24 protein-coding genes and 1 riboswitch are annotated in these 21,147 nt (G+C 36.7%); of the genes, 4 read left to right on the plus strand and 20 right to left on the minus strand.

Features of this window, described 5'->3' with window-relative positions; all coding sequences use genetic code 11:
* Positions 1-38: 38 nt before the first annotated feature.
* The 4 genes from MHH81_RS14980 to MHH81_RS14995 form a co-directional block, all read right to left on the minus strand.
* On the minus strand, positions 39-449 hold the full coding sequence (locus tag MHH81_RS14980) for a YuiA family protein (protein WP_340922563.1): 411 nt from the start codon (positions 447-449) through the stop codon (positions 39-41).
* A 92-nt stretch (positions 450-541) separates the two neighbouring features.
* Positions 542-1,036: an NUDIX domain-containing protein gene (locus tag MHH81_RS14985; RefSeq protein ID WP_445678097.1), complete on the minus strand. Its 495-nt coding sequence runs from the start codon at positions 1,034-1,036 to the stop codon at positions 542-544.
* 65 nt (positions 1,037-1,101) lie between these two features.
* The gene (locus tag MHH81_RS14990) at positions 1,102-2,313 is read right to left on the minus strand and encodes an NAD(P)/FAD-dependent oxidoreductase (RefSeq protein WP_340922567.1); all 1,212 of its coding nucleotides are present in this window, start codon (positions 2,311-2,313) and stop codon (positions 1,102-1,104) included.
* A gap of 233 nt (positions 2,314-2,546) precedes the next feature.
* On the minus strand, positions 2,547-2,909 hold the full coding sequence (locus MHH81_RS14995; RefSeq protein WP_340925268.1) for a HesB/IscA family protein: 363 nt from the start codon (positions 2,907-2,909) through the stop codon (positions 2,547-2,549).
* Between the two features lie 147 nt (positions 2,910-3,056).
* Between MHH81_RS14995 and MHH81_RS15000 the strand changes: the two genes are divergently transcribed.
* Complete coding sequence (locus tag MHH81_RS15000) at positions 3,057-3,755, plus strand: DUF2225 domain-containing protein (protein WP_340922569.1); 699 nt, start codon at positions 3,057-3,059, stop codon at positions 3,753-3,755.
* Positions 3,756-3,778: 23 nt separating this feature from the next.
* On the opposite strand, the gene MHH81_RS15005 is transcribed toward MHH81_RS15000, so the two are convergent.
* Positions 3,779-4,012, minus strand: a complete 234-nt coding sequence (locus tag MHH81_RS15005; protein WP_340922570.1) for a NifU family protein — start codon at positions 4,010-4,012, stop codon at positions 3,779-3,781.
* A gap of 84 nt (positions 4,013-4,096) precedes the next feature.
* Here MHH81_RS15005 and MHH81_RS15010 point away from each other — a divergent pair, with 84 nt between their 5' ends.
* A complete protein-coding gene (locus MHH81_RS15010; RefSeq protein ID WP_340922572.1) occupies positions 4,097-4,426 on the plus strand; it encodes a YuzD family protein in 330 nt (109 codons plus the stop codon).
* A 112-nt stretch (positions 4,427-4,538) separates the two neighbouring features.
* On the opposite strand, the gene MHH81_RS15015 is transcribed toward MHH81_RS15010, so the two are convergent.
* A complete protein-coding gene (locus tag MHH81_RS15015; RefSeq protein WP_340922574.1) occupies positions 4,539-5,606 on the minus strand; it encodes an NAD(P)/FAD-dependent oxidoreductase in 1,068 nt (355 codons plus the stop codon).
* 127 nt (positions 5,607-5,733) lie between these two features.
* On the opposite strand from MHH81_RS15015, the gene MHH81_RS15020 reads away from it, so the two are divergent.
* The gene (locus MHH81_RS15020; RefSeq protein ID WP_340922576.1) at positions 5,734-5,970 is read left to right on the plus strand and encodes a YuzB family protein; all 237 of its coding nucleotides are present in this window, start codon (positions 5,734-5,736) and stop codon (positions 5,968-5,970) included.
* A gap of 207 nt (positions 5,971-6,177) precedes the next feature.
* On the opposite strand, the gene MHH81_RS15025 is transcribed toward MHH81_RS15020, so the two are convergent.
* Together MHH81_RS15025 and MHH81_RS15030 are read right to left on the minus strand one after the other, a co-directional pair.
* The gene (locus MHH81_RS15025; RefSeq protein ID WP_340922578.1) at positions 6,178-6,942 is read right to left on the minus strand and encodes a TIGR01457 family HAD-type hydrolase; all 765 of its coding nucleotides are present in this window, start codon (positions 6,940-6,942) and stop codon (positions 6,178-6,180) included.
* Entirely contained in the window at positions 6,929-7,390 is a 462-nt protein-coding gene (locus MHH81_RS15030; RefSeq protein WP_340922581.1) for a DUF86 domain-containing protein, read from the minus strand. Before MHH81_RS15030 ends, MHH81_RS15025 begins: the two co-directional genes overlap by 14 nt.
* 85 nt (positions 7,391-7,475) lie before the next feature.
* Between MHH81_RS15030 and MHH81_RS15035 the strand changes: the two genes are divergently transcribed.
* Positions 7,476-7,742, plus strand: a complete 267-nt coding sequence (locus MHH81_RS15035) for a DUF3055 domain-containing protein (RefSeq protein WP_340922582.1) — start codon at positions 7,476-7,478, stop codon at positions 7,740-7,742.
* Between the two features lie 62 nt (positions 7,743-7,804).
* Here the strand turns inward: MHH81_RS15035 and MHH81_RS15040 are convergent, their stop codons facing one another.
* The 12 genes from MHH81_RS15040 to sufC all read right to left on the minus strand — a co-directional run bounded on the left by MHH81_RS15040 (position 7,805) and on the right by sufC (position 20,331).
* Positions 7,805-8,134 carry a YutD family protein gene (locus MHH81_RS15040; protein WP_340922585.1) on the minus strand — a complete coding sequence of 110 codons (330 nt, stop codon included), beginning with the start codon at positions 8,132-8,134 and terminating at the stop codon, positions 7,805-7,807.
* Positions 8,135-8,148: 14 nt separating this feature from the next.
* Entirely contained in the window at positions 8,149-9,084 is a 936-nt protein-coding gene (gene lipA, locus MHH81_RS15045) for a lipoyl synthase (RefSeq protein ID WP_340922588.1), read from the minus strand.
* Between the two features lie 132 nt (positions 9,085-9,216).
* Entirely contained in the window at positions 9,217-10,776 is a 1,560-nt protein-coding gene (locus MHH81_RS15050; protein ID WP_340922591.1) for a Na+/H+ antiporter NhaC family protein, read from the minus strand.
* Between the two features lie 89 nt (positions 10,777-10,865).
* Positions 10,866-11,049, minus strand: a riboswitch (Lysine riboswitch).
* Between the two features lie 48 nt (positions 11,050-11,097).
* Positions 11,098-11,862, minus strand: coding sequence for a sporulation protein YunB (yunB, locus tag MHH81_RS15055; RefSeq protein WP_445678098.1), 765 nt, complete (start codon positions 11,860-11,862; stop codon positions 11,098-11,100).
* Positions 11,863-11,903: 41 nt separating this feature from the next.
* The gene (locus MHH81_RS15060; protein ID WP_340922594.1) at positions 11,904-13,277 is read right to left on the minus strand and encodes a bifunctional metallophosphatase/5'-nucleotidase; all 1,374 of its coding nucleotides are present in this window, start codon (positions 13,275-13,277) and stop codon (positions 11,904-11,906) included.
* Positions 13,278-13,353: 76 nt separating this feature from the next.
* The gene (locus MHH81_RS15065; RefSeq protein WP_340922598.1) at positions 13,354-14,172 is read right to left on the minus strand and encodes a sulfite exporter TauE/SafE family protein; all 819 of its coding nucleotides are present in this window, start codon (positions 14,170-14,172) and stop codon (positions 13,354-13,356) included.
* A gap of 1 nt (position 14,173) precedes the next feature.
* Positions 14,174-15,025, minus strand: a complete 852-nt coding sequence (locus MHH81_RS15070; RefSeq protein WP_340922601.1) for a DUF72 domain-containing protein — start codon at positions 15,023-15,025, stop codon at positions 14,174-14,176.
* Between the two features lie 125 nt (positions 15,026-15,150).
* A complete protein-coding gene (gene sufB / locus MHH81_RS15075) occupies positions 15,151-16,548 on the minus strand; it encodes a Fe-S cluster assembly protein SufB (RefSeq protein WP_340922603.1) in 1,398 nt (465 codons plus the stop codon).
* A 21-nt stretch (positions 16,549-16,569) separates the two neighbouring features.
* The gene (gene sufU / locus MHH81_RS15080; RefSeq protein WP_340922607.1) at positions 16,570-17,004 is read right to left on the minus strand and encodes a Fe-S cluster assembly sulfur transfer protein SufU; all 435 of its coding nucleotides are present in this window, start codon (positions 17,002-17,004) and stop codon (positions 16,570-16,572) included.
* Positions 16,994-18,226 carry a cysteine desulfurase gene (locus tag MHH81_RS15085; RefSeq protein ID WP_340922609.1) on the minus strand — a complete coding sequence of 411 codons (1,233 nt, stop codon included), beginning with the start codon at positions 18,224-18,226 and terminating at the stop codon, positions 16,994-16,996. The genes sufU and MHH81_RS15085 overlap by 11 nt, the downstream gene beginning before the upstream one ends.
* Entirely contained in the window at positions 18,226-19,533 is a 1,308-nt protein-coding gene (gene sufD / locus MHH81_RS15090; RefSeq protein ID WP_340922611.1) for a Fe-S cluster assembly protein SufD, read from the minus strand. The genes MHH81_RS15085 and sufD overlap by 1 nt, the downstream gene beginning before the upstream one ends.
* 18 nt (positions 19,534-19,551) lie before the next feature.
* A complete protein-coding gene (gene sufC, locus MHH81_RS15095; RefSeq protein WP_340922614.1) occupies positions 19,552-20,331 on the minus strand; it encodes a Fe-S cluster assembly ATPase SufC in 780 nt (259 codons plus the stop codon).
* Between the last annotated feature and the right edge of the window lie 816 nt (positions 20,332-21,147).

Raw genomic sequence — 21,147 nt, forward strand, 5'->3', positions numbered from 1 at the left:
ATCTACTTGTCTGTTTTCACTTTTTTGTCATAATAATTTTATTTTTTTCCAGAACCATTGCAACGTCCACAAGTTTCTGAGCCACCTAGCCTTAGCTGGAAGTAACCTTCTCCTTTACAATATGGACAGGATTTTTTTGTGCCCTCTTTAGTTGTTTTTTGCATTAAAACGCCTCCTTTTTGTTTTTTTATAATATTCTGATAATATATCATGGAAATGTTTATTTGTAAATAAAAAACACAAACCTTGTATTTGTGTTTTTCTTTACTACTATTTGAATCAATTTCATCATTCCAATTTGCATAAAACCCACGAACAATACTAAAGAATATATATTTTGAGCGAAATAAAGTATAGGTGATTTCGGCTATAGGCGGACTCTTTCCGCGATGTGACAGATAAGCCATCACCGCAGCTATGCGCCGTTTGTGATGTCTTATCTGTTTCACCCATCCCGCTGGAGTCGCCGCCTGCCGCTTCAATCAACACAGTAATAAATGTTCGTATTTTAATGACAAAGGGTAGTATTTATTAAATTAACTCATTTAATAAATAATTTATAACTCGTATAGCCAAATACATCACCCGGATTTATCCCTTCGATGGTTTGAAATCCGTCATCTATCGTTTTCTTCGCTAGCTCATGAAGCATAACTGAGGCGTCACTATCTTTTATTAGCTTTGATGGGTGTGCCCATATTACTTCATAGAGTTCCGATAGTTGTGCTTGTAAAATCGGTTCTTTCTCTATTGGTGATAATAAAAAGATAGCCATGTTATCACTCGTTTTATTTTGGATTACCCCACTTCGAAAGCCAATCATCTTGAGTACTGTAGCAGATACACCCGTTTCTTCTTTTACTTCACGAAGCACGGCTTGATCGACGGTTTCGTTTCTATTGACAAACCCTGCTGGTAAAGACCAACGACCGTGAAGACCTCCGTATCTTTTCTTTACTACTAGCCATTCCCCTTTATAATTCTCCACTAGTCCAGCTACCCCAAGCCAAACATTTCCACGATCTTCTCTTGCCAAGCAATACATCCCCTTTAAAAAAAGCTCCCACTAATTTTTACAGTGAGAGCTTTTTGTTATTCAAATTACAAACTAAATTTACCTTTTTTCACAACTAGTGGAATTCCACCAATCATGTAAAGCGCACGGTTATCAATCACTTTTTTCATGATAGATGCTTTAGTTCCAGTAATCTTTCTACCCATTACATCACCAATCGCATCGTGTTCTCCTAGAGAACAAACTGTTCCTTTTAATTCAGGAACGAATTCTTCTGTTTCATTCCCTTTCATTAGAGCAACAATATTTTTTGCAACAGTTACTGCTTGTTGCATCGCAATTTGTGCAGTTGGAGGGTATGGACGGTTGATAGCTTCATTGATCATAAGTGCACAGTCCCCAACGATAAATACATCTGGGAATCCAGGAGCACGCATATCTTTTTCAACTTTTACGCGCGCACGCATGTTTTCAATGCCTGATGATTCGATTAAGCGATTTCCTCGAACTCCGGCAGCCCATACAACTGTACCAGCTTTGATGAATTCGAATTCTTCTTCGCCTTTTTTAATTTTAACGCCTTCAGGAGTAGCTTCTACTACTGGTGTACCAATAGAGAATTCGATTCCTTTAGACTCTAATTGTCTTACAGCATATTCTACTAGTTCAGGATCGAATCCTGGAAGTACCATTGGAGCAGCTTCGACGCATAGTACGCGCACTTTTTCTTTTGGTACATCATATTCCTTACAAAGTTCAGGAACACGATTACCTAATTCACCTAAAAATTCGATACCAGAGAATCCAGCTCCGCCTACAACAATTGTTAGTCGAGTATCGTCTTGTACATCTTCTGTTGACCATGTAGCAAATTGATATTCAATGTGATCACGAATTTGACGAGCTGCATTTACGTTAGCAATCGATAACGCATACTTGTCTAAACCAGGAATTCCAAAAGTTTCGCCTTCAAATCCTAAACCAATGACTAAGTAGTCATAAGTATACTCACCAGCACTTGTTGCAATTTTTTTCGTATTTACGTCAATTGCATCTACAGTCGCTTTTACAAACGTTACTTTGCTAGAATTAATGACATCTTTTACGTCGTAACGTACTTGATCTGGGCGTAACGTACCAGCAGAAGCTTCATGTAACCATGTAGATTCATAATGGTAATCGTTTTTATTCACTAGAATTATATCTGCTTCATCGGTGCCTACTATTTTTTGAAGATTAACTATAGTAGATAACCCACCATATCCTGCACCTAATACTAGAATTGTTGGTCTTTTCACGAAGATCGCAACCACCTTTTTATAATTTTTAAGAAAAGCACAACGACACAAAAGATTCATCATCAAGCTCTTCATTTTTTGTCTATAATCCGACAAAAATCTCTTACTCCTTATATTAGCCCTTTTATCATATGATTTCAATACATTATTAGGATATCATTAACATTCGAATATACTGAAAACTCCGCGTAAAAAAGAACATTCTCTTTTAGAAGAAAATGTCCTAGTTTATTTTAGCAATTCTCGGGTGTGCCTTCTTTTTTCGCTGTTCTAAACGAAGAACCACAACCACATGAAGCGATAGCGTTGGGATTTTCGATGGTAAATCCTCCGCCCATTAAAGACTCTTTATAATCAATTGTAGTTCCACTTAAAATGGATGCATCTTCATTTGAAACGACAATATCAATACCATGTTGATGAAGTTCTATATCATCTTCCTGTTTTTCCTTTTCAAAACCCATCCCGTAAGAAAGTCCGCTGCACCCGCCACCATTAACAGATACACGAAGTAAAGAGCCTTCTTCTCGGTTGTGCGTCATCATTTCTTTAACGCGGTAAGCTGCCGCTTCAGACAAAACTACTACATCTGTCATCTGAATCACCATTCCTTCCTTTTATTTATCATATCAATATTTTCACCATGTATACAAGGAAAACTACTCAAACTATTACTTCACTTTCGATAAACGAATCAAGTATAATAGAACTAATTAAGTAACTGAGTGAAAAGAGGGTCAACTTTGGAAATAACTCCATATTATCAAAAAGATATAGAATGTTTGCACTGTAAAAAGAAGTTTATAACAACAAAAGTACGTTCTAGGTTTGTCAAAATAGAAAGCCATGAATCGGACTTTCAACCTATATATCAAAACAAAGGAGTGAATCCACTTCTCTATAATACTTTCGTGTGTGAACATTGTGGCTTTTCATTCACAGAGGACTTCACCAAATACTTTGCGCCTGGAGTAAAAGAAATAATTCAACAGGAAGTTGCATTTAAATGGGTACCGCACTCTTTTGGGAATGAAAGATCTATACAAGAAGGAATTATGGCATATAAACTAGGAGTCCATTGTGGATCCTTAAAGAAAGAAAAAAATGTTAATATTGCTGGTTTAGCTTTACGTACTGCTTGGTTATACCGTATAGAAAACGAAGAGGAGCAAGAAAAACGCTTTATGAAAATTGCTCGTGATCGATACATAGATTCCTATTCAAGTGATGATTATAGTGGAACGCAAATGTCAGAAATACGGATACTTTATTTAATAGCAGAGTTATCTAGAAGAATTGGTGAAAATGAAATTGCAACCCGCTATTTTTCCAAAGTAATTGAAAAACAAAACAAATCGATTGAGCCGAAAATAATTGAAATGGCAAAAGAACGCTGGCAAGAAATGCGTGAAGACAAAGAAAAAGAAGCCCTATCTCCATAAGGCTTCTTTTTTAATATAGTTAATTAAAATACTTGTTCTACTTCAATTATTCCTGGAACTTCTTCTAGTAGAGCGCGTTCAATTCCTGCTTTTAATGTAATCGTTGAACTTGGGCAGCTTCCGCATGCTCCTAGAAGGCGTAGCTTTACAATACCGTCTTCAATGTCTACAAGCTCACAGTCTCCCCCATCGCGTAGTAAAAATGGACGTAATTTATCTAAAACTTCTTGAACTTGTTCATTTAATGTATCAGTCATATCTATCGACTCCTTTCGCTATAATCATTATAATGTGAAGGAAGAAAAAAATCCAATAAAGAAATCTAAAGGAGACGAACAATTATGATACAACAAGCAATAACGATTGAAATATACGGTGCCGACATAGTATGCGCAAGTTGCGTGAACGCACCATCTTCTAAAGATACATATGAATGGCTCCAAGCAGCAATCGACCGAAAGTTTCCAAATCACCAAGTTATATTCACATATATAAATATCGAGAAACCTATTGAGAATGAAAAACAACAAGACATCGCCAATCGTATTGCCGAAGATGAATTTTTCTACCCACTTGTAATGATAAATGAGGAAGTAATTGGTGAAGGTTATATTCAATTAAAACCAGTATATGCGGCACTTGAGAAATATGGGTATGTGAGTACAAACTGAGCTAAAATTCGAGCAAAGCATAAGCTACGCTCGTTTTTTTGTGTGTTTTATTTTTTATTTCCAAAATAAAAACATCAAAATGCTGATATAACAACATTTCAATGTTTTTTTATTACCCATTATGTCTCTTATACATCCAAAGTAATCCGGATTTCATTATTCTTGCGATACGGCCAGTTACGGAGATATCTGCCAAGTAAGCAAAGCCTTGTTTTTTTCCTAGAGATCCCATAAAACCTTTTAATTTAATGTCCGGCATTTTTTCTGGAAGTGGCATGTCTTTCCAGCGTGCTTGTAAAACTTTTACGATTTGTTCCGCTTGTTCTTCTGCTAATTGAGCACTAGGTGCAAATGGTAGAGAAGCACAATCACCTACGACAAATACGTTTTCAAAATTAGGTAGATCATGATATTGAGTTAAGATAACACGTCCTGTATTATCCTTTTCTCCAGGTAATGCACGCACTGGTGCGGCTGGTTGAATACCAGCTGTCCATACGACAACATCTACTGGAATAACTTCTTCGTGATTATATAACTTGTTCGGTTCTACTTTTGTAATGTTGGAGTTACTTACTACCTCTACATTGTTCGTATCGAACCATTTTTGCACATAATTACTTAAACGTTCTGGGAAATCTCTTAATACGCGTGGACTTCGATCAAATAATTTAATTTTTAAATCTGGACGACTTTCACGAAGTTCACTTGCTAGCTCAATCCCACTTAGTCCAGCACCAACAATGCCAACTATAGATCCCGCTGATAATCCACCAACTTTATTATACGTGTCACGTGACCGCCCAATAGTTTGAATGCTGTACGTAAATTCATCTGCTCCAGGGACGTTATGGTACTTATCTTCACAACCAAGTCCAATAACTAGATCATCATACGCAACTGCTTGCCCGTCTGCTAATAAAACCTGCTTAGTTTCTACATCAATTTCTACAATTTCACCATACGTTATCTTTAGTTTAGTACTCTCTGGAAAAGCTACTCGAATCTCATTATCAGGTGATGTTCCTGCTGCTAACGCATAAAACTCTGTTTTTAAGCTATGAAATGGTGTTCGGTCTACTAATGTGATTTCTACATCATCCGGCAAGTTGTTCGGTAATAAACGAAGTAACACGCGCATATTACCGTATCCTCCACCAAGTAATACTAATTTCCGCATAATATTCTCCCTTTTCTTTCAATGTCATTTCAAATTATAAATGATTGTGATGGATTTCACAATAAAACTTCTTTATTGACGATTCGATAAAAAAAGAGTAGCATGACGAAGTAGTGAGGTGACAGCTATGAATCCTATGGTTGAATTTTGTATAAGCAACCTTGCAAATGGTTCTCAAGAAGCTTTTGAAATTTTAGAACAAGATCCGAATTTAGATGTACTTGAATATGGCTGTTTAAGCTATTGTTCCTTGTGCTCCGAAACTTTATTCGCCATTGTGAATGGCGAAGTGGTGGAAGGCGAATCTTCAGCTGATCTTGTAGCTAAAATATATGCATATATTGAAGAAAATCCATTATTTTAAATGCCCTGTTAATCTATATAGTAGAACTCGCTTACTTTCCGCGGGCGAACCTAAGGACCTCCTCGGCTGCGCCTGTGGGGTCTCGTCTGTCTCTTATTCCCGCAGGAGTCTGCACGAATTCTACCAAAAATTGCATGCTAAAAAACAATAATAAAATATAACAGTGTCATTTTAAAAAGACTGCAAGCAATAGCTGCTGCAGTCTTTTTAATTTGTCCACTCCAATAACGATTGTAGAAAATACGTTGGCTGTTCTCTCTGCAATTGCACTTCTTCTGTACGATTTACACCACTATTCACATGTGCTGTATGAATACCCATACGGATGCCTGTCAATATATCTGTTTGATAATTGTCTCCAATCATAATCATTTCTTCTTTTTGAAATCCATACTTCTTTTGTATAAGCTCTAACATGTACGGCTGAGGTTTTCCCATAAATATTGGCTCTACACCAGTGGAATGCTCTACTAACTTTGTAAAAGCACCATTTCCGGGAACAAGTCCTCTTTCGTTTGGAAATGCATGATCACTATTGGTAGAAATAAAGGTTGCTCCTGCACGAACCGAAAGACAAGCAGTTGCAAGCTTTTCGTAATTAATGGCGCGATCAATCCCCATAATAACCACATCACCAATATCTTCCGTTATGACTATTTGTTTAGAATCAAGCGCATCTTGTAAACCACTTTCTCCAATCATAAATACTGACTTCCCATGATAGTATTCATCCATATAATTCGCTGCCGCAATCGAAGAAGAAATAATATGATCTTGATCCGTATGTACATCCATTTTCGCTAGCTTTTCTTGCAGTTGTTTTTGGGTCATGGATGAATTATTCGTCACAAAAAAAGGCTCCACCCCTTTACTTTGCAAATACTGCACAAAATCCACTGCTTCTTTTATTGGCGTTTTACCTCTATACACCGTTCCATCCAGGTCTAGACAGTAAGCCTTATAACTTAACATTCGAATCCTCTGGTAGAAAAGCAGAAACTGGACCAAGTTCATTTACCAAATAACTTTCTACCTTTTCAGGAAATTGTTTTAAATACACTAAGTTGGATACAAGTATATGTTCTAATTTTTTATGATCAACGGAATAAAAACTACGCACAAGTTCTTTTCGAAATTCGATCACTTCTTTGATAGGAGCATCCATTTCAGGGGTAATCACTTTCTCATCAGTTAAAATGTCGATAATATCATCGTAGCCACCAGGATCCCTCATGATAAAACCATCAATCATCGAATTCCCTACATCAATAATCGATTCAATCATATTTTGGCCAACTCGTTCGAACGCTAATTTTGATATTTCATCTGCATGCCAATCTGTTTTTTGGTCTATTAAGACAAGCAATTCTTTCATATGTGCTAAAGTCATTGCAATTTTTTTTCGATCCACAAAATACATTGAAAAGCCTCCTAATTCTTCTTCAGTTGATATATACCTCTATTCTATAGTACCATAATTCATAGGTAGGAAGGAGTGTTGCCGGGTGGAACGATTTTTTTTATACGATGATGTAGAAGATACTAAAACAAGATTTGTTGGATTTACAGGAGATTCTCAACGATATGATTTAGCAATTTTACAAAGCTCTCGTTTTTTTGGGAAAGTGCTTGTTATGGATATTCAATATGGTCGAGCAGCTATTTTAGGTTCAGACGATTTAGAGGAACCAGGCTATCTCGAACATGTATATAATAGAACAGAAGAAGAAGCAGAAGAACTAAGAGACTACTTAAGAGAATTACTCAGCTAAGATTAGTAACAAATGGTAAACACTTGTCACTCGAGCTAAACTAAAAAAACCTTGAGCTATGATCACGAATGATCTTGCTCAAGGTTTTCATTAATTTCTAGTGGAGCCACTTTTGGGGCAACTCCTGTTTTTTTGAGAATAAAATAAGCACAGCCAAAATTACAATACTCATACAAATAATCTTTCATGGTACTTATTTTCGTATCAAAAGTTGCTTTATGGTTACGATCCTCGAAAAATCCTTTTAAACGAAGCTGTCCATATCCCCAGTCACCCATAATATAGTCATACTTCGTTAAGATTTCGCTATACCGATCCAAAAAAGCATCTTCTTTAAATGCATCTCGGTAATCTTCTAAAACTTCATAAGTAAAACCTTCCACAACTATCATTTAATCACCACCCATTAGATATTTTGAGTAGCTAGTAGTTCTTCACCTTGTGCTTGTCTTTGTTTCGCAGCAGCATTCACTTGTTCATCTGCGTGATAACTACTTCTTACAAGAGGACCAGCTTCACAATGCGAGAATCCTTTACTCATTGCAATCTTACGTAACTCACCAAACTCAGCGGGTGAGTAATATTTTAGAACAGGTAAATGCTTTTTAGTTGGTTGTAAATACTGACCAATTGTCATGATGTCCACGTTATTTGCACGTAAATCATCCATTACTTCTACAATTTCTTCATGCGTTTCCCCTAAACCTAACATCAGTGATGATTTAGTTGGAATACTTGGTTGCATTTCTTTTGCACGACGAAGTAATTCAAGCGAACGGTCATATTTTGCTCTTGCACGAACTCTCGGCGTTAAACGACGTACGGTTTCAATATTGTGATTTAGAATATCCGGTTTGGCATCCATAATATTTTGGATGTTTTGCTCGATTCCACCCATATCCGAAGGTAAAACTTCAATTGTTGTGAATGGATTTTTACGGCGGATTGCACGTATTGTTTCCGCAAATACTTCCGAGCCACCGTCTTTTAAATCATCACGAGCTACCGCAGTAACAACTACATGTTTTAAATTCATAATAACTACTGAATCTGCAACACGTTCTGGTTCTGCTAGATCTAGCTCAGTTGGTAGCCCAGTTTTCACTGCACAAAAACGACATGCACGTGTACAAACTGCTCCTAATATCATAAATGTTGCTGTTCTTCGCGAACCCCAACATTCATGGATATTTGGACATCTCGCTTCTTCACATACTGTATGTAAATTATTTTCACGCATTAATTTTTTTAGACCCTTGTAGTCTTCATTTGTATTTAATTTTATTTTTAACCAATCAGGCTTGCGCTCATGCTCAGTTTTTGTTGGTTTGCACGATGTCACTACTCTCGACCCCATTCCAAATAAACTAACTTTACTGTTGTCAATGTAACATATTATGAGAATTCAAACAACCTTCTGAATCTATATTTACCTAGTATAAATAAGTATTGAGAGGTTTCTAAGTAACATGTATTAATTGGCTTTTTTACCTCTAATTCTCCAAGCAGTAAATAATAGTATAATCATAACTACAACTGATATAAAACCAATCATTACCGACCCTGTCAATCCTAAAACTAAATAACCAATTCCAGCAATTACGGCGCTAATAATGGCGTATGGTAATTGTGTTGTAACGTGGTCAATTACATTTACCCCTGCTCCAGTTGCTGACATAATCGTAGTATCTGAGATAGGAGAGCAATGGTCTCCAAAAACTGCTCCAGCCAATACAGCCGCAAGAACTGGTAATAATAACTCGGGTTCTATGGCCATTATAATACTTGCTCCAATTGGTAATAAAATCCCGAAAGACCCCCATGACGAACCTGTTGCAAATGCCATAAACGCTGTTAAGACAAATAATAGGAAAGGAATGACCCCAACTGGGATATTGTTTTCCGTTACCAATTTAGCTAAAAACGCACCTGTTTCTAATTCATTGATTAAAAATGACAAAGCCCACGCAAATACGAGTATAAAGATTGCCGGTAGCATAGAGTTAACACCTGTGACTAGAGCTTTCCATACGTTGCTAATGTTTGCACCCGGATTTGTTTTAAACTGACGTAAATACAATAATATAGATAAAGTACTTGCTGTTAATCCTCCGATAAGTAGAGAAAATGGAACATTCATATTTTCAAAAATCACCAGTAGATTAAATTCTCTTCCAGACAGGTTGTAGCCTGTCCAAAACATGGCTAATAGTGTTACAACAACTAATGAAATGATAGGCAGTACTAGGTCAATTACTTTACCATAATTATTTTCCGGGAAATCCCCTTGAAGATCCCCTGGATTTGTTTTCTCCATATCGAATAGTTGACCTGTTTCTAACGCTCTTTTTTCATGTTTTTTCATATCTAATATATCAAAGTCTGTCCATGCAATAAAAAATACAATGGATAGAGTTGCAATTACATAAAAATTCATTGGCGCCATTAACATAAATGCTTGTAAGGGTGTATACTCAGTTATTGCGTGTGTCGTAAAAATAACCCCTAGCTGTGAAATTAAAAAAGCACCCCAGCTGGAAACTGGTGATATCACGCAAACTGGTGCAGAAGTAGAATCGATAAAATAAGCCAGCTTTGCACGTGATACTCTATGTGAATCGGTAATAGGTCTTGCTATTTGTCCAACTGCTAGTGCATTAAAATAATCATCTACAAATATGATGATTCCTAAAAATACAGTAAGTAGCTTTGAACCCCGTCTTGTCTTAATTCTTTTAACCGCCCATGCAGCAAATGCCTCACTCCCACCAGACAAACTAACAAATGCTGTCACAACGCCTAATAACAATATAAAGAGTAATATATAAATATTATGCGTATTTAACCCTTCATCCCAAAAAGAAGTTTTAAAAGATTCCCATAAGAGTGTTAAAGAATCTACAGGAGCAAAACTCTCTACAAGTAATGCAGCGGAAACAATCCCAGCTCCTAATGATAATAAAACCCTTTTTGTGACTAAAACCATAATAATTGCTAATAATGGTGGTACTAAAGAAAAAATTGTATTCTCCAAAACCTGCTCCTCCTCAAAATAAAAAAAGCCACCCTAATTATTATAGGTTGGCTTCTACTATTGAATTTAAGTATTAAAACTTTTATCCATATTTTTGTAGCTCCCCATTTATATAAATCATATAAATGACAGTGTTATTTTTATTCAAAATAACCCCAACTAAATATTGTTTGACCAACCATATCTAATTTCGGCAAAACTTCCTTTCGTATACGATCCTCGGTGTCATCCTACCGTATAGTACTTTTAAGCTCTGCAGCCTCTACCTATTTTATTCATTTACATTATAGTATCAGTAATTTCTATGCATCTTAATATTTTTTATTTTTCTGGCAACGGTAAAGGCACTTCTACAGATGGAGAGTTCCCTTCACCTTTCGTGTAAATATAAGGCACTTGCCCTTGCACTAATCCCATTGCAACCGGAATATTTTGCTCTACGACACTCATTTTGCTTGCCAATGGAACGATAATTTGGACATTTACTTTTATATGGATACTGACCTCTACATACGCATTATTAATACCAAATTCCTGAATGGTTGGCACTACATTTGATTGGACATTTCCGATTACATGAAACCGAATCGGAATTTTAGGACCTAAGTTACCAATGAGTGGAATATTCGTTGCCTGCCCCATCGGCACGAAAAATACAACTCCCCCTTGATCCTCCATCGTTTGCTTGTCATATTCGATGTCATCTAAATAAGGCAAACTCGATAAATTTCCTTGCTCAGCTTGCTCTAAATGCGATTGTACTAAACTATTTGTATCGGATAGAACACGATTAATGATCTCTGTATTAAATTTCGTTGTGACCATATTTGCACTATCGGATGGCACTTCTTCAATAATATCATTTACATCTAATACGTTAGCCGTTCTCGAATTAATGGCTTTACTAATAACCATGGACGCAATTTTATTCGTTTGGACTTCCGCATATCGAAGATAGGTTGGAGTTAGTTGTGCATTCACATAATAAAAAACTCCCGCAACCGATAGGATGAAGCATGCAAGAAAAATCGCTAATTTTCGCTGAGTAGTTAATATGGAGAAACGCTTCTTTTTTCGATAGAACAACAAAAAATCCCCCTAGTTACAATATGTAAACGGAGGGATTTTCATGACAAATATATACGTTCTTCTATTTTTCCATACCATTTTACAACATCACGAATCATCTCTGGCATAAAATATTGCTTATTAGCAAACTTTAACGTAGGAAAGAAATAGCCAAATGTAAACATATCTAGCGTAGCTAGTGTATATATGTTATCGAGATTTAACAATTCATCCTTAATAAAAAGGTCACCGAATTCATTTTCTATAAGTTGTTCATACAGCATGGAACCTAAATATTTCCCACGGAAACCAAGTCCTTTTACTTCTAGACTCGGCCATTTTTCATTTTTAGAGGTCTCTATAATTTCTAGTAATTCTGATCCGGTCAATGTAATCACACACGGATTAATCGGATGTGGTAAACAACCATGTAAATCACTAGCCGTAATAGGACCTTTCGGTAGATCCGTTAAAAAGATACCTGCGGGAAACATAGCACAGTCAGCATTAGTAAAAGTAATTAACGCCTTTCCAAAAAAACTGGATAAGTCAGAGCCACTAAACCATTCCTTTGCTAATAGAGAGCGATTTTCAAATACAATAGTGGAAAGTTTTTGATTCCCTATTTCCTTCCATTTTTCTAACTGAAGTTCTGCCTCTTTAGGAACCGGTAAATTTTCCGTAGAATACAAGGTCGCTTGCCTAGAAACAATTTTTTTACTGTCTAGGTCATATTCTATCGTCACATGCCCCACGTACATACCAAATTTGCCCGTAGCAGCTTGTAATGTATTCGCTATTACTTTCCCTTCCTCAAAGATATGATGAGTATGAGAACCTAAAATAAGATCTATTTCAGGTATTTCTACGGACATTGTTTCATCCAGAGAAATGCCTAAATGAGACATACAAATTAATATATCTACGCTAGTTCCGATTTCCTTACAAACTTCCTTCAAGCGATCCATTGGATTTTGGATTGACCAACCTAATTTTTCATAATACTCTCCAAAATCAGCGGTTGCAGCGACAAGACCAATTTTAATTCCTGAGGGGGTGGTATGAATTTTATATGGAAGTACCCAAGAGGGAATATTTCCTTTTAAGTCAGTAAAATTGGACACGATGACTTCAAACTTAGCATCGGAATATAAAGTGTCCAGCTCCTCATGACTCAGCGTTATACCTTCATTGTTACCAATCGTTACGTAATCGTATTGCGCATCATTTAGTAGTTGGACATTCCCTTTTCCAAGAGTGCCTTCAGTATAAATATTCGATCTATCTATATGGTCCCCGATATCTAGCGTAAGATAGGAATCAGTTGGTCCATGATTTTTTCGGCGTTCTGAGAGAAATTGATGAATTGTAGGCCAGTTTCCTAAATGACTATGCAAGTCATTCGTATGATAAATATGTATTGTCTCTCTCATTCTCCACCCACCTCTTTATTTATATATATATTCACAAAGGCCTACAGTAGACGTTTGGACGTATTCCTGAATAAAGTTATAATAATCCAGCGATAATAGAGCGTATACCAAGTAATAGCAGTACAATACGAAGTGCCAAAACAAGTGTTTCTGAGTTTAACTTTTTGTTTAATCTTGCTCCAATTTTTGCTCCAATATAAGCAGCTGGAATAACTGGAATTGTGTATAACCAAGGGACATTTCCTAACGAAATATGCGTTACTGAATTGACGATCGACGAAAGGAACACCATGAACATTGACGTCCCAATTGCAACGTGTGGTGGAAATAGGAATAATAAAATCATTGCTGGTACGATAATCGAACCTCCACCAATACCAAATAACCCAGATGCAAAACCAACTGCAAATGTTAATATAAGTGCAAACCAAACAGGATACCCATATACATATGTACCATTCTCATCTTTGAATGTTCTTTTCTTGCCATTCTCGACAAACCAATGGACTGGCTTCAAATAATTACGAACAAGCAATAGCATAGATAAGATTACAAGTAAAATACCAAAGTATAAATTAAAGGAAGGTAAGTCTAATCCTTTATTCACCCAAGCACCTAAAATTGTTCCAGGTATACTTCCAATAAAGAAAATACCTCCACTTTTGAAATCGACTGTTTTCGTTTTCATATAAGAAAGGGTAGAAGAGAGTCCAGTAAAGATCATCATTACGACAGATAATCCTACCACACTTTGTGGAGTAATATTAGGAATTAAATCGAGAGTAGTACCAAATAATAGTACTGCTGGTACTAAGATAACGCCTCCGCCAAGACCCACTAAAGCTCCAATAATACCAGAAAAAAGTCCACTTACTGCTAATAAAAACCATTCCATTTTACAATCCTCCTTCGAATAGATCTAATTGTTTTGGTGCTAATCCATTAAACTCAATTCCAAGCATTTGCTGAAATGTTTTTGCATTCTTTGCCGCATGCCCACCGGAATTATTATTAAATAATACGATAACTTCCTTTGCTTGCATCTGTAATTGCTCACAAACGTTTTGGATATATGTTAACTCTTCCTTATTATAGTCATATAAATATCGAACTTCTCTCCATTTTTCGTTATTACCTGGATTAAGCCAACCGTATGTATTTCTTCCGTGTAAACGAACAAGTACTTTACTAGAGGTAGCGACTGGCACTAATGGGATACTCCCATCTCCGACCTGTGGTTCATCACAAACACTATGGTGAAAAGAGTTTTCTTTTAAAAATTGAAGGGTAGATTTTCTATACTCTTGTGCATACCAAGACTGATGGCGAAACTCAATGGCCACCTCAAAGTCCTTTAGTTCTTCTCTAACTTTTCGAATATAAGCGACGTTTTCCTTCTCACATTGAAACCATGGAGGAAATTGAACTAATATCATCGAAAGTTTTCCAGCCTTTTGAAAAGGGATAATAGACTGTCGGTATAGCTCGAACATTTCCTCTTGCGAATTAAACGGAAATTCTCCTCGTAAATGACCTGTAATACCCTGATACGCCTTCACAATAAATTGAAAGTTTTCAGGAGTCTCGTTTATCCATTTTAAGCTATTTTTAATAGGTTGAATGGCATAAAAGGCAGTATCTAATTCCACGACAGGGAAATGCGCACTATAATCCTGAAGTTTTTGCTTAGCAGAGGATACATATAAATCAGGATGATCTCCCCAACCCGTTAAACCAATTTGAATCATGCAATCACCTCGTTAATTATATTATCATATCACTGCGTTAGCTTGTCAGACAAAATAAAAGAATTAAAAAAGCAGCAGGAATGAAATTACATTCACTCTGCTGCCTTTTGGACGGTCTATCTGTATTAACCGATAGAGCCTTCCATCTCAAATTTTATTAATCGGTTCATCTCAACCGCATATTCCATTGGAAGTTCTTTTGTGAATGGCTCGATGAAGCCCATTACGATCATTTCAGTTGCTTCTTCTTCACTAAGTCCACGACTCATCAAGTAGAATAATTGTTCCTCAGATACTTTCGAAACTTTCGCTTCGTGCTCTAGAGAAATGTTATCGTTCAAGATTTCGTTGTATGGAATTGTATCAGAAGTAGACTGATTATCCATGATCAATGTATCACATTCAATGTTTGCACGAGCTCCCGTAGCTTTACGTCCAAAATGAACGATACCACGGTATGTTACTTTACCACCTTGTTTAGAAATTGATTTCGAAACAATTGTAGATGAAGTATTTGGAGCTAAATGCATCATTTTCGCACCAGCATCTTGGTGTTGTCCTTTACCAGCGATCGCGATAGAAAGAGTCATACCACGTGCGCCTTCTCCTTTAAGGATAACAGCTGGGTATTTCATTGTTAATTTAGAACCGATATTACCATCAATCCATTCCATTGTAGCATTTGCATCACAAACAGCACGTTTTGTAACTAAGTTGTATACGTTGTTTGCCCAGTTTTGGATGGTAGTGTAACGGCAATAAGCATCTTTTTTGATAATGATTTCAACAACTGCACTATGAAGTGAGTTTGTTGTGTAAACAGGTGCTGTACATCCTTCCACATAATGTACAGATGCGCCTTCGTCTACAATGATTAGCGTACGCTCGAATTGACCCATGTTTTCTGAGTTAATACGGAAGTACGCTTGAAGTGGTGTATCCACTTTTACGCCTGGTGGTACATAGATAAATGATCCACCCGACCATACTGCCGAGTTAAGTGCAGAGAATTTATTATCTGATGAAGGAATAACTGTTCCCCAGTGTTTCTTGAAAATATCTTCATTTTCACGAAGAGCAGAGTCCGTATCTTTAAATACGATTCCCAAATCTTGAAGCTCTTGTTTCATGTTGTGGTAAACAACTTCTGATTCATACTGTGCAGAAACACCTGCAAGGTATTTTTGTTCAGCTTCCGGAATTCCCAGTTTATCAAATGTTGCTTTGATTTCCTCTGGTACTTCATCCCATGATTTTTCTGTTTGTTCTGATGGTTTCACGTAATACGTAATCTCATCAAAATTTAATGACCCTAAATCTCCACCCCATTGTGGCATTGGTTTTGAGTAGAAAATTTCTAAAGCTTTTAAACGATAATCTAACATCCATTGTGGTTCATTTTTCATACGTGAGATTTCTTCAACGATATCTTTCGTTAAACCACGTTTTGAACGGAAAATGGATACGTCTTTATCGTGGAAGCCATATTTATAATCGCCAATTTCAGGCATTTTTTTTGCCATCGTATTTCCTCCGTTCTCATTTTATTTCTTTTCTGAAACGCCTTTTTCCATCGCCTTCCACGCAAGTGTTGCACACTTAATACGTGCAGGGAATTTAGAAACACCGTTTAATGCTTCAATATCCCCAAGGTCAATAGAATCATCGTATTCTTTACCAAGCATCATATCTGAAAAGATGGTGGAAAGCTGAAGTGCTTCCTCAATGTTCTTCCCTTTTATCGCTTGCGTCATCATCGATGCAGAAGACATAGAAATGGAACAACCTTCCCCGTCAAACTTAGCGTTTTGGACTACGCCATCTTCCACTTGAAGTGTTAAATGTATGCGGTCTCCACAAGTTGGGTTATTCATATCAATTGTTAAAGCTCCATCCTCTATACTGCCTTTATTACGAGGATTTTTATAGTGATCCATAATTACTTGTCGATATAGTTGATCTAAATTATTAGAAGCCATCTCCGAAATACTCCTTTGCAGTGCGTAAGCCAGCAACTAGTCGGTCAATATCTTCTTCTGAATTGTACAGATAAAAACTTGCTCTTGCAGTTGCGGATACTTCTAACCATTTCATCAATGGTTGAGCACAATGATGTCCTGCACGAACAGCAATACCACTCATATCCAGGACAGTTGCTACATCGTGCGGATGCACTTCATCTAAATTAAATGTTACAATTCCAGCTCTTTGCGACGGATCTTGTGGTCCATAAATCGTTAAGCCTTCAATTGTAGACATTTTTTCCATCGCATAAGCAGCAAGCTCATGCTCATGTTTTTCAATAGCATCAAGACCGATTTCTTCTAGGAAATCAATTGCTGCTCCTAAACCTATTGCACCTGCAATTATAGGTGTACCAGCTTCAAATTTCCAAGGTAGTTCTTTCCATGTAGATTCATACAAGCCTACAAAGTCAATCATTTCCCCACCAAATTCGATCGGCTCCATTACTTCCAGTAACTCTTTCTTTCCATAAAGAACGCCGATACCAGTTGGCCCACACATTTTATGTCCTGAAAAAGCAAGGAAATCACAACCAAGTTTTTGAACATCCAGTTTGATGTGCGGCGCAGCTTGTGCTCCGTCTACCACCATAACTGCACCATGTTCGTGCGCTATTTGTGTAATTTCTTGAATTGGATTCATCGTACCTAATACATTGGAAACGTAAACAACAGATACTATCTTCGTATTATTCGTAATGGTTGCACGGACTTTTTCCAAAGAAATTGTCCCATCTTCTTCTAAGTCAATATACTTAAGAATAGCACCCGTTTCTTTTGCAAGTTGTTGCCAAGGAATGATGTTCGAATGGTGCTCCATATACGTAATAACAATTTCATCGCCTTCTGCTACATTTGCAAGGCCATAGCTTTTTGCAACTGTATTGATGGCAGTAGTTGTCCCGCGTGTAAAGATAATTTCCTCTGTAGATTTAGCATTTATAAATTTACGAACCTTCTCACGTGCTCCCTCATAGTTTTCAGTCGCACGATTGCCTAATGTGTGAACACCACGGTGAACATTTGAATTATCAAATTCATAGTATTTTTTCATCGCTTCAATTACTTGAATAGGTTTTTGAGAAGTAGCTCCACTATCTAAATAAACAAGTGGATGACCATTAACTTCTTGATTTAATATCGGAAAATAGCTTCGAATCTCTTTAATATTGAGCATTAGCGAACTTTCCTTTCAATAACCTCCGTCAGCTGTTTCTTCACGCCTTCGATCGGTAATTCGTTAACTACTGGAGCAAGGAATCCGTGAATAACCAGACGCTCTGCTTCGTGTTTTGAAATCCCACGGCTCATTAAATAGTACAACTGAAGTGGATCTACTCGGCCAACAGAAGCTGCATGACCTGCTGTTACATCATCTTCGTCAATTAATAAAATCGGATTTGCATCCCCACGTGCTTTTTCACTTAACATTAGTACACGTGACTCTTGCTCTGCATTTGATTTCGTTGCACCGAATTCGATTTTACCTACACCATTGAAGATAGAAGAAGCTTCATCTTTCATCACACCGTGCTTCAAGATTTGCCCTTCTGTATGTTTACCCCAATGAATAACTTTCGTTGTAAAGTTTTGTTTTTGTTTTCCACGACCTACAACAACCATTTTTACATGACCTTCTGAATTGTCCCCAACTAAATGTGTTACATTTTCAGAAATTGTATCGCTATCATTCATCATGCCAAGTGCCCATTCTAGCACTGCATCACGGCTAGTTACCCCACGACGATTTACATACGTAGTGAAACCTTCCGCAAGTACATCTACTGTTCCAAATGTAACTTTTGCATTATCTTTTACAATTACTTCGGAAACGATATTTGCTAGGCCGTTTGCTTTTTCTACTGTTGATAAATAGTTTTCCACATACGTAACTGCACTATTATCATCCGCCACAAGTAATGTGTGATTGAATAAAGATGATGTAGGATTGTCATGCAAATAAATAACTTGAATTGGCTCTTCCACTACTACATTTTTCGGTACATATACAAATACGCCACCGTTAAGAAGTGCAGCATGAAGTGCTGTCAACTTGTGCTCACGGACTTTAACGCCATCTGTCATAAAGTATTTTTGAACAAGATCACTATGCTCACGGATAGCTGTATAAATATCTGTTAAAATAACACCTTTTGCTTGTAAATCTTCCGATAAAGAAAGAAATGCTGGTGTGTTATTATGTTGAATATAAATATTTTTTTGTTCTTCTGCATTTACAAGTGCCTTCACTTCTTCAGGAAGTTCATCTAAAGATGCGAAAACATTGCTTTCTACAGTATGAGTTGGAAATTCAGTAAAATTCCAATTTGTAATTTTTGTTTTATCTGGTGCTGGCATTGGAAGCGTCTCAAATTCACCTAGTGCTTTTAGACGAAGATCCGTCATCCAGCTTGGCTCTTGGTGGCCTTCTGAAAAGGAGCGGATATCCTGCTCGGTTAATGCCAATTTCGTTTCAACCGTCATGCTGATTCGTCCCCTTTCTTATGCTTCTTGTCCAACTGTCTCGTCTTCAATTCCTAACTCTTCTTTAATCCAGTCATATCCTTGTGCTTCTAATTTTTGAGCAAGCTCAGGACCACCAGATTTAACAACGCGACCTTGCATCATTACATGTACATGGTCTGGAGTGATGTAGTTAAGAAGACGTTGGTAGTGAGTGATTACTAGACTTCCGAATCCTTCTCCACGCATTTCGTTGATTCCTTTAGAAACTACTTTAAGTGCATCGATATCTAAACCAGAGTCGATTTCATCTAAGATAGCGAACTTTGGTTTTAGCATCATTAATTGAAGGATTTCATTACGTTTTTTTTCTCCGCCAGAGAACCCTTCATTTAAATAACGTTGTGCCATGTCCAAATCCATTTCTAAAAATTCCATTTTGCTGTCTAATTCACGAATAAATTTCATCAATGAAATTTCGTCGCCTTCTTCACGACGTGAATTAATAGCTGAACGTAAGAAGTCAGCATTTGTAACTCCAGTAATTTCACTTGGATATTGCATAGCTAAAAATAAACCAGCTTGTGCGCGCTCGTCTACTTCCATTTCTAATACATCTTCACCATCAAGTTCAACAGAACCAGATGTTACTTCATATTTCGGATGACCCATGATAGCAGATGCTAAAGTAGATTTACCAGTACCATTTGGACCCATAACTGCGTGAATTTCATTTGTATTAATTGTTAGATTTACACCTTTTAGAATCTCTTTACCGTCGATTGCAACGTGTAAATCCTTAATAACTAAAGTCGACATTTAATAACCTCCATTAAGTAACTATGAATGTATAACCATTCTAATTTATTATCATTCTAATCTTAACCCAAACTGTATTCCCTTGCAAATCTTTTGAAAAACTTTACCATTTATAATAAAAAACATTCATAGTTATGATTTCTACTGATTTTTCATCTTACATTACTTAAAGAGTAGTAATATCTTACATTTTCAATAAGAGTACTCTAATTGAGAATCGATTTCACTATGAACACAGTGTTAACAGAAAAAATCCATGAAGAAATTTGTCTTCATGGATCTTCCTTTATTATTTTAACCTCGGTAAGCTTGCGCATCAATTTTTGCAACCAATTGAATACTCTTCTCGTAATCTTTTTGTCGACGCTTTTCAACTTTTAAGCGTAATGCTTGGCTGTTTCGTAATTCGTCGTACCCAAATCCATGTACTCCCCTGAATGCGTGGTCCATTTGTTCTGTGTAAGGTAACTCCTCTGAGTTGATAATGAATCAGTCCTTTCGATTATTAACGCTTACACTATAGTACATACCCATGTCATTCCATTTTAAACATTTATTTTTCTTTTGAAAATTTATCAACAATAATCGCAAGTGCAATCATTAAACCTAACATTGCTCCATTATTAATATAGGTAATATTCGTAATTGAAAAATACATCCATATAAAAAGAGGGCACTGAAAAAGTGGTATTCTAATAAAATTCCTAATAAATATCCGCTAATTGGATTTAGCACGGCTCTGTTCGCTTTCCGTGGGCGAGCGCCGAGCCTCCTCGGGCCAACACGATGTTGGTCAGGAAGGCGTTGTCTCAGGAA

Origin of the sequence: Psychrobacillus sp. FSL H8-0484, assembly GCF_038005325.1 — a bacterium.
Taxonomy (GTDB): Bacteria; Bacillota; Bacilli; order Bacillales_A; family Planococcaceae; genus Psychrobacillus.

Coding starts and splice junctions, on each gene's coding strand:
- MHH81_RS14995 (WP_340925268.1), bottom strand. CDS start 2,909: ATGACAGATGTAGTAGTTTTGTCTGAAGCGGCAGCTTACCGCGTTAAA.
- MHH81_RS15005 (WP_340922570.1), bottom strand. CDS start 4,012: ATGACTGATACATTAAATGAACAAGTTCAAGAAGTTTTAGATAAATTA.
- MHH81_RS15010 (WP_340922572.1), top strand. CDS start 4,097: ATGATACAACAAGCAATAACGATTGAAATATACGGTGCCGACATAGTA.
- MHH81_RS15015 (WP_340922574.1), bottom strand. CDS start 5,606: ATGCGGAAATTAGTATTACTTGGTGGAGGATACGGTAATATGCGCGTG.
- MHH81_RS15020 (WP_340922576.1), top strand. CDS start 5,734: ATGAATCCTATGGTTGAATTTTGTATAAGCAACCTTGCAAATGGTTCT.
- MHH81_RS15025 (WP_340922578.1), bottom strand. CDS start 6,942: ATGTTAAGTTATAAGGCTTACTGTCTAGACCTGGATGGAACGGTGTAT.
- MHH81_RS15030 (WP_340922581.1), bottom strand. CDS start 7,390: ATGTATTTTGTGGATCGAAAAAAAATTGCAATGACTTTAGCACATATG.
- MHH81_RS15040 (WP_340922585.1), bottom strand. CDS start 8,134: ATGATAGTTGTGGAAGGTTTTACTTATGAAGTTTTAGAAGATTACCGA.
- MHH81_RS15060 (WP_340922594.1), bottom strand. CDS start 13,277: ATGAGAGAGACAATACATATTTATCATACGAATGACTTGCATAGTCAT.
- MHH81_RS15065 (WP_340922598.1), bottom strand. CDS start 14,172: ATGGAATGGTTTTTATTAGCAGTAAGTGGACTTTTTTCTGGTATTATT.
- MHH81_RS15070 (WP_340922601.1), bottom strand. CDS start 15,025: ATGATTCAAATTGGTTTAACGGGTTGGGGAGATCATCCTGATTTATAT.
- sufB (WP_340922603.1), bottom strand. CDS start 16,548: ATGGCAAAAAAAATGCCTGAAATTGGCGATTATAAATATGGCTTCCAC.
- sufU (WP_340922607.1), bottom strand. CDS start 17,004: ATGGCTTCTAATAATTTAGATCAACTATATCGACAAGTAATTATGGAT.
- MHH81_RS15085 (WP_340922609.1), bottom strand. CDS start 18,226: ATGCTCAATATTAAAGAGATTCGAAGCTATTTTCCGATATTAAATCAA.
- sufD (WP_340922611.1), bottom strand. CDS start 19,533: ATGACGGTTGAAACGAAATTGGCATTAACCGAGCAGGATATCCGCTCC.
- sufC (WP_340922614.1), bottom strand. CDS start 20,331: ATGTCGACTTTAGTTATTAAGGATTTACACGTTGCAATCGACGGTAAA.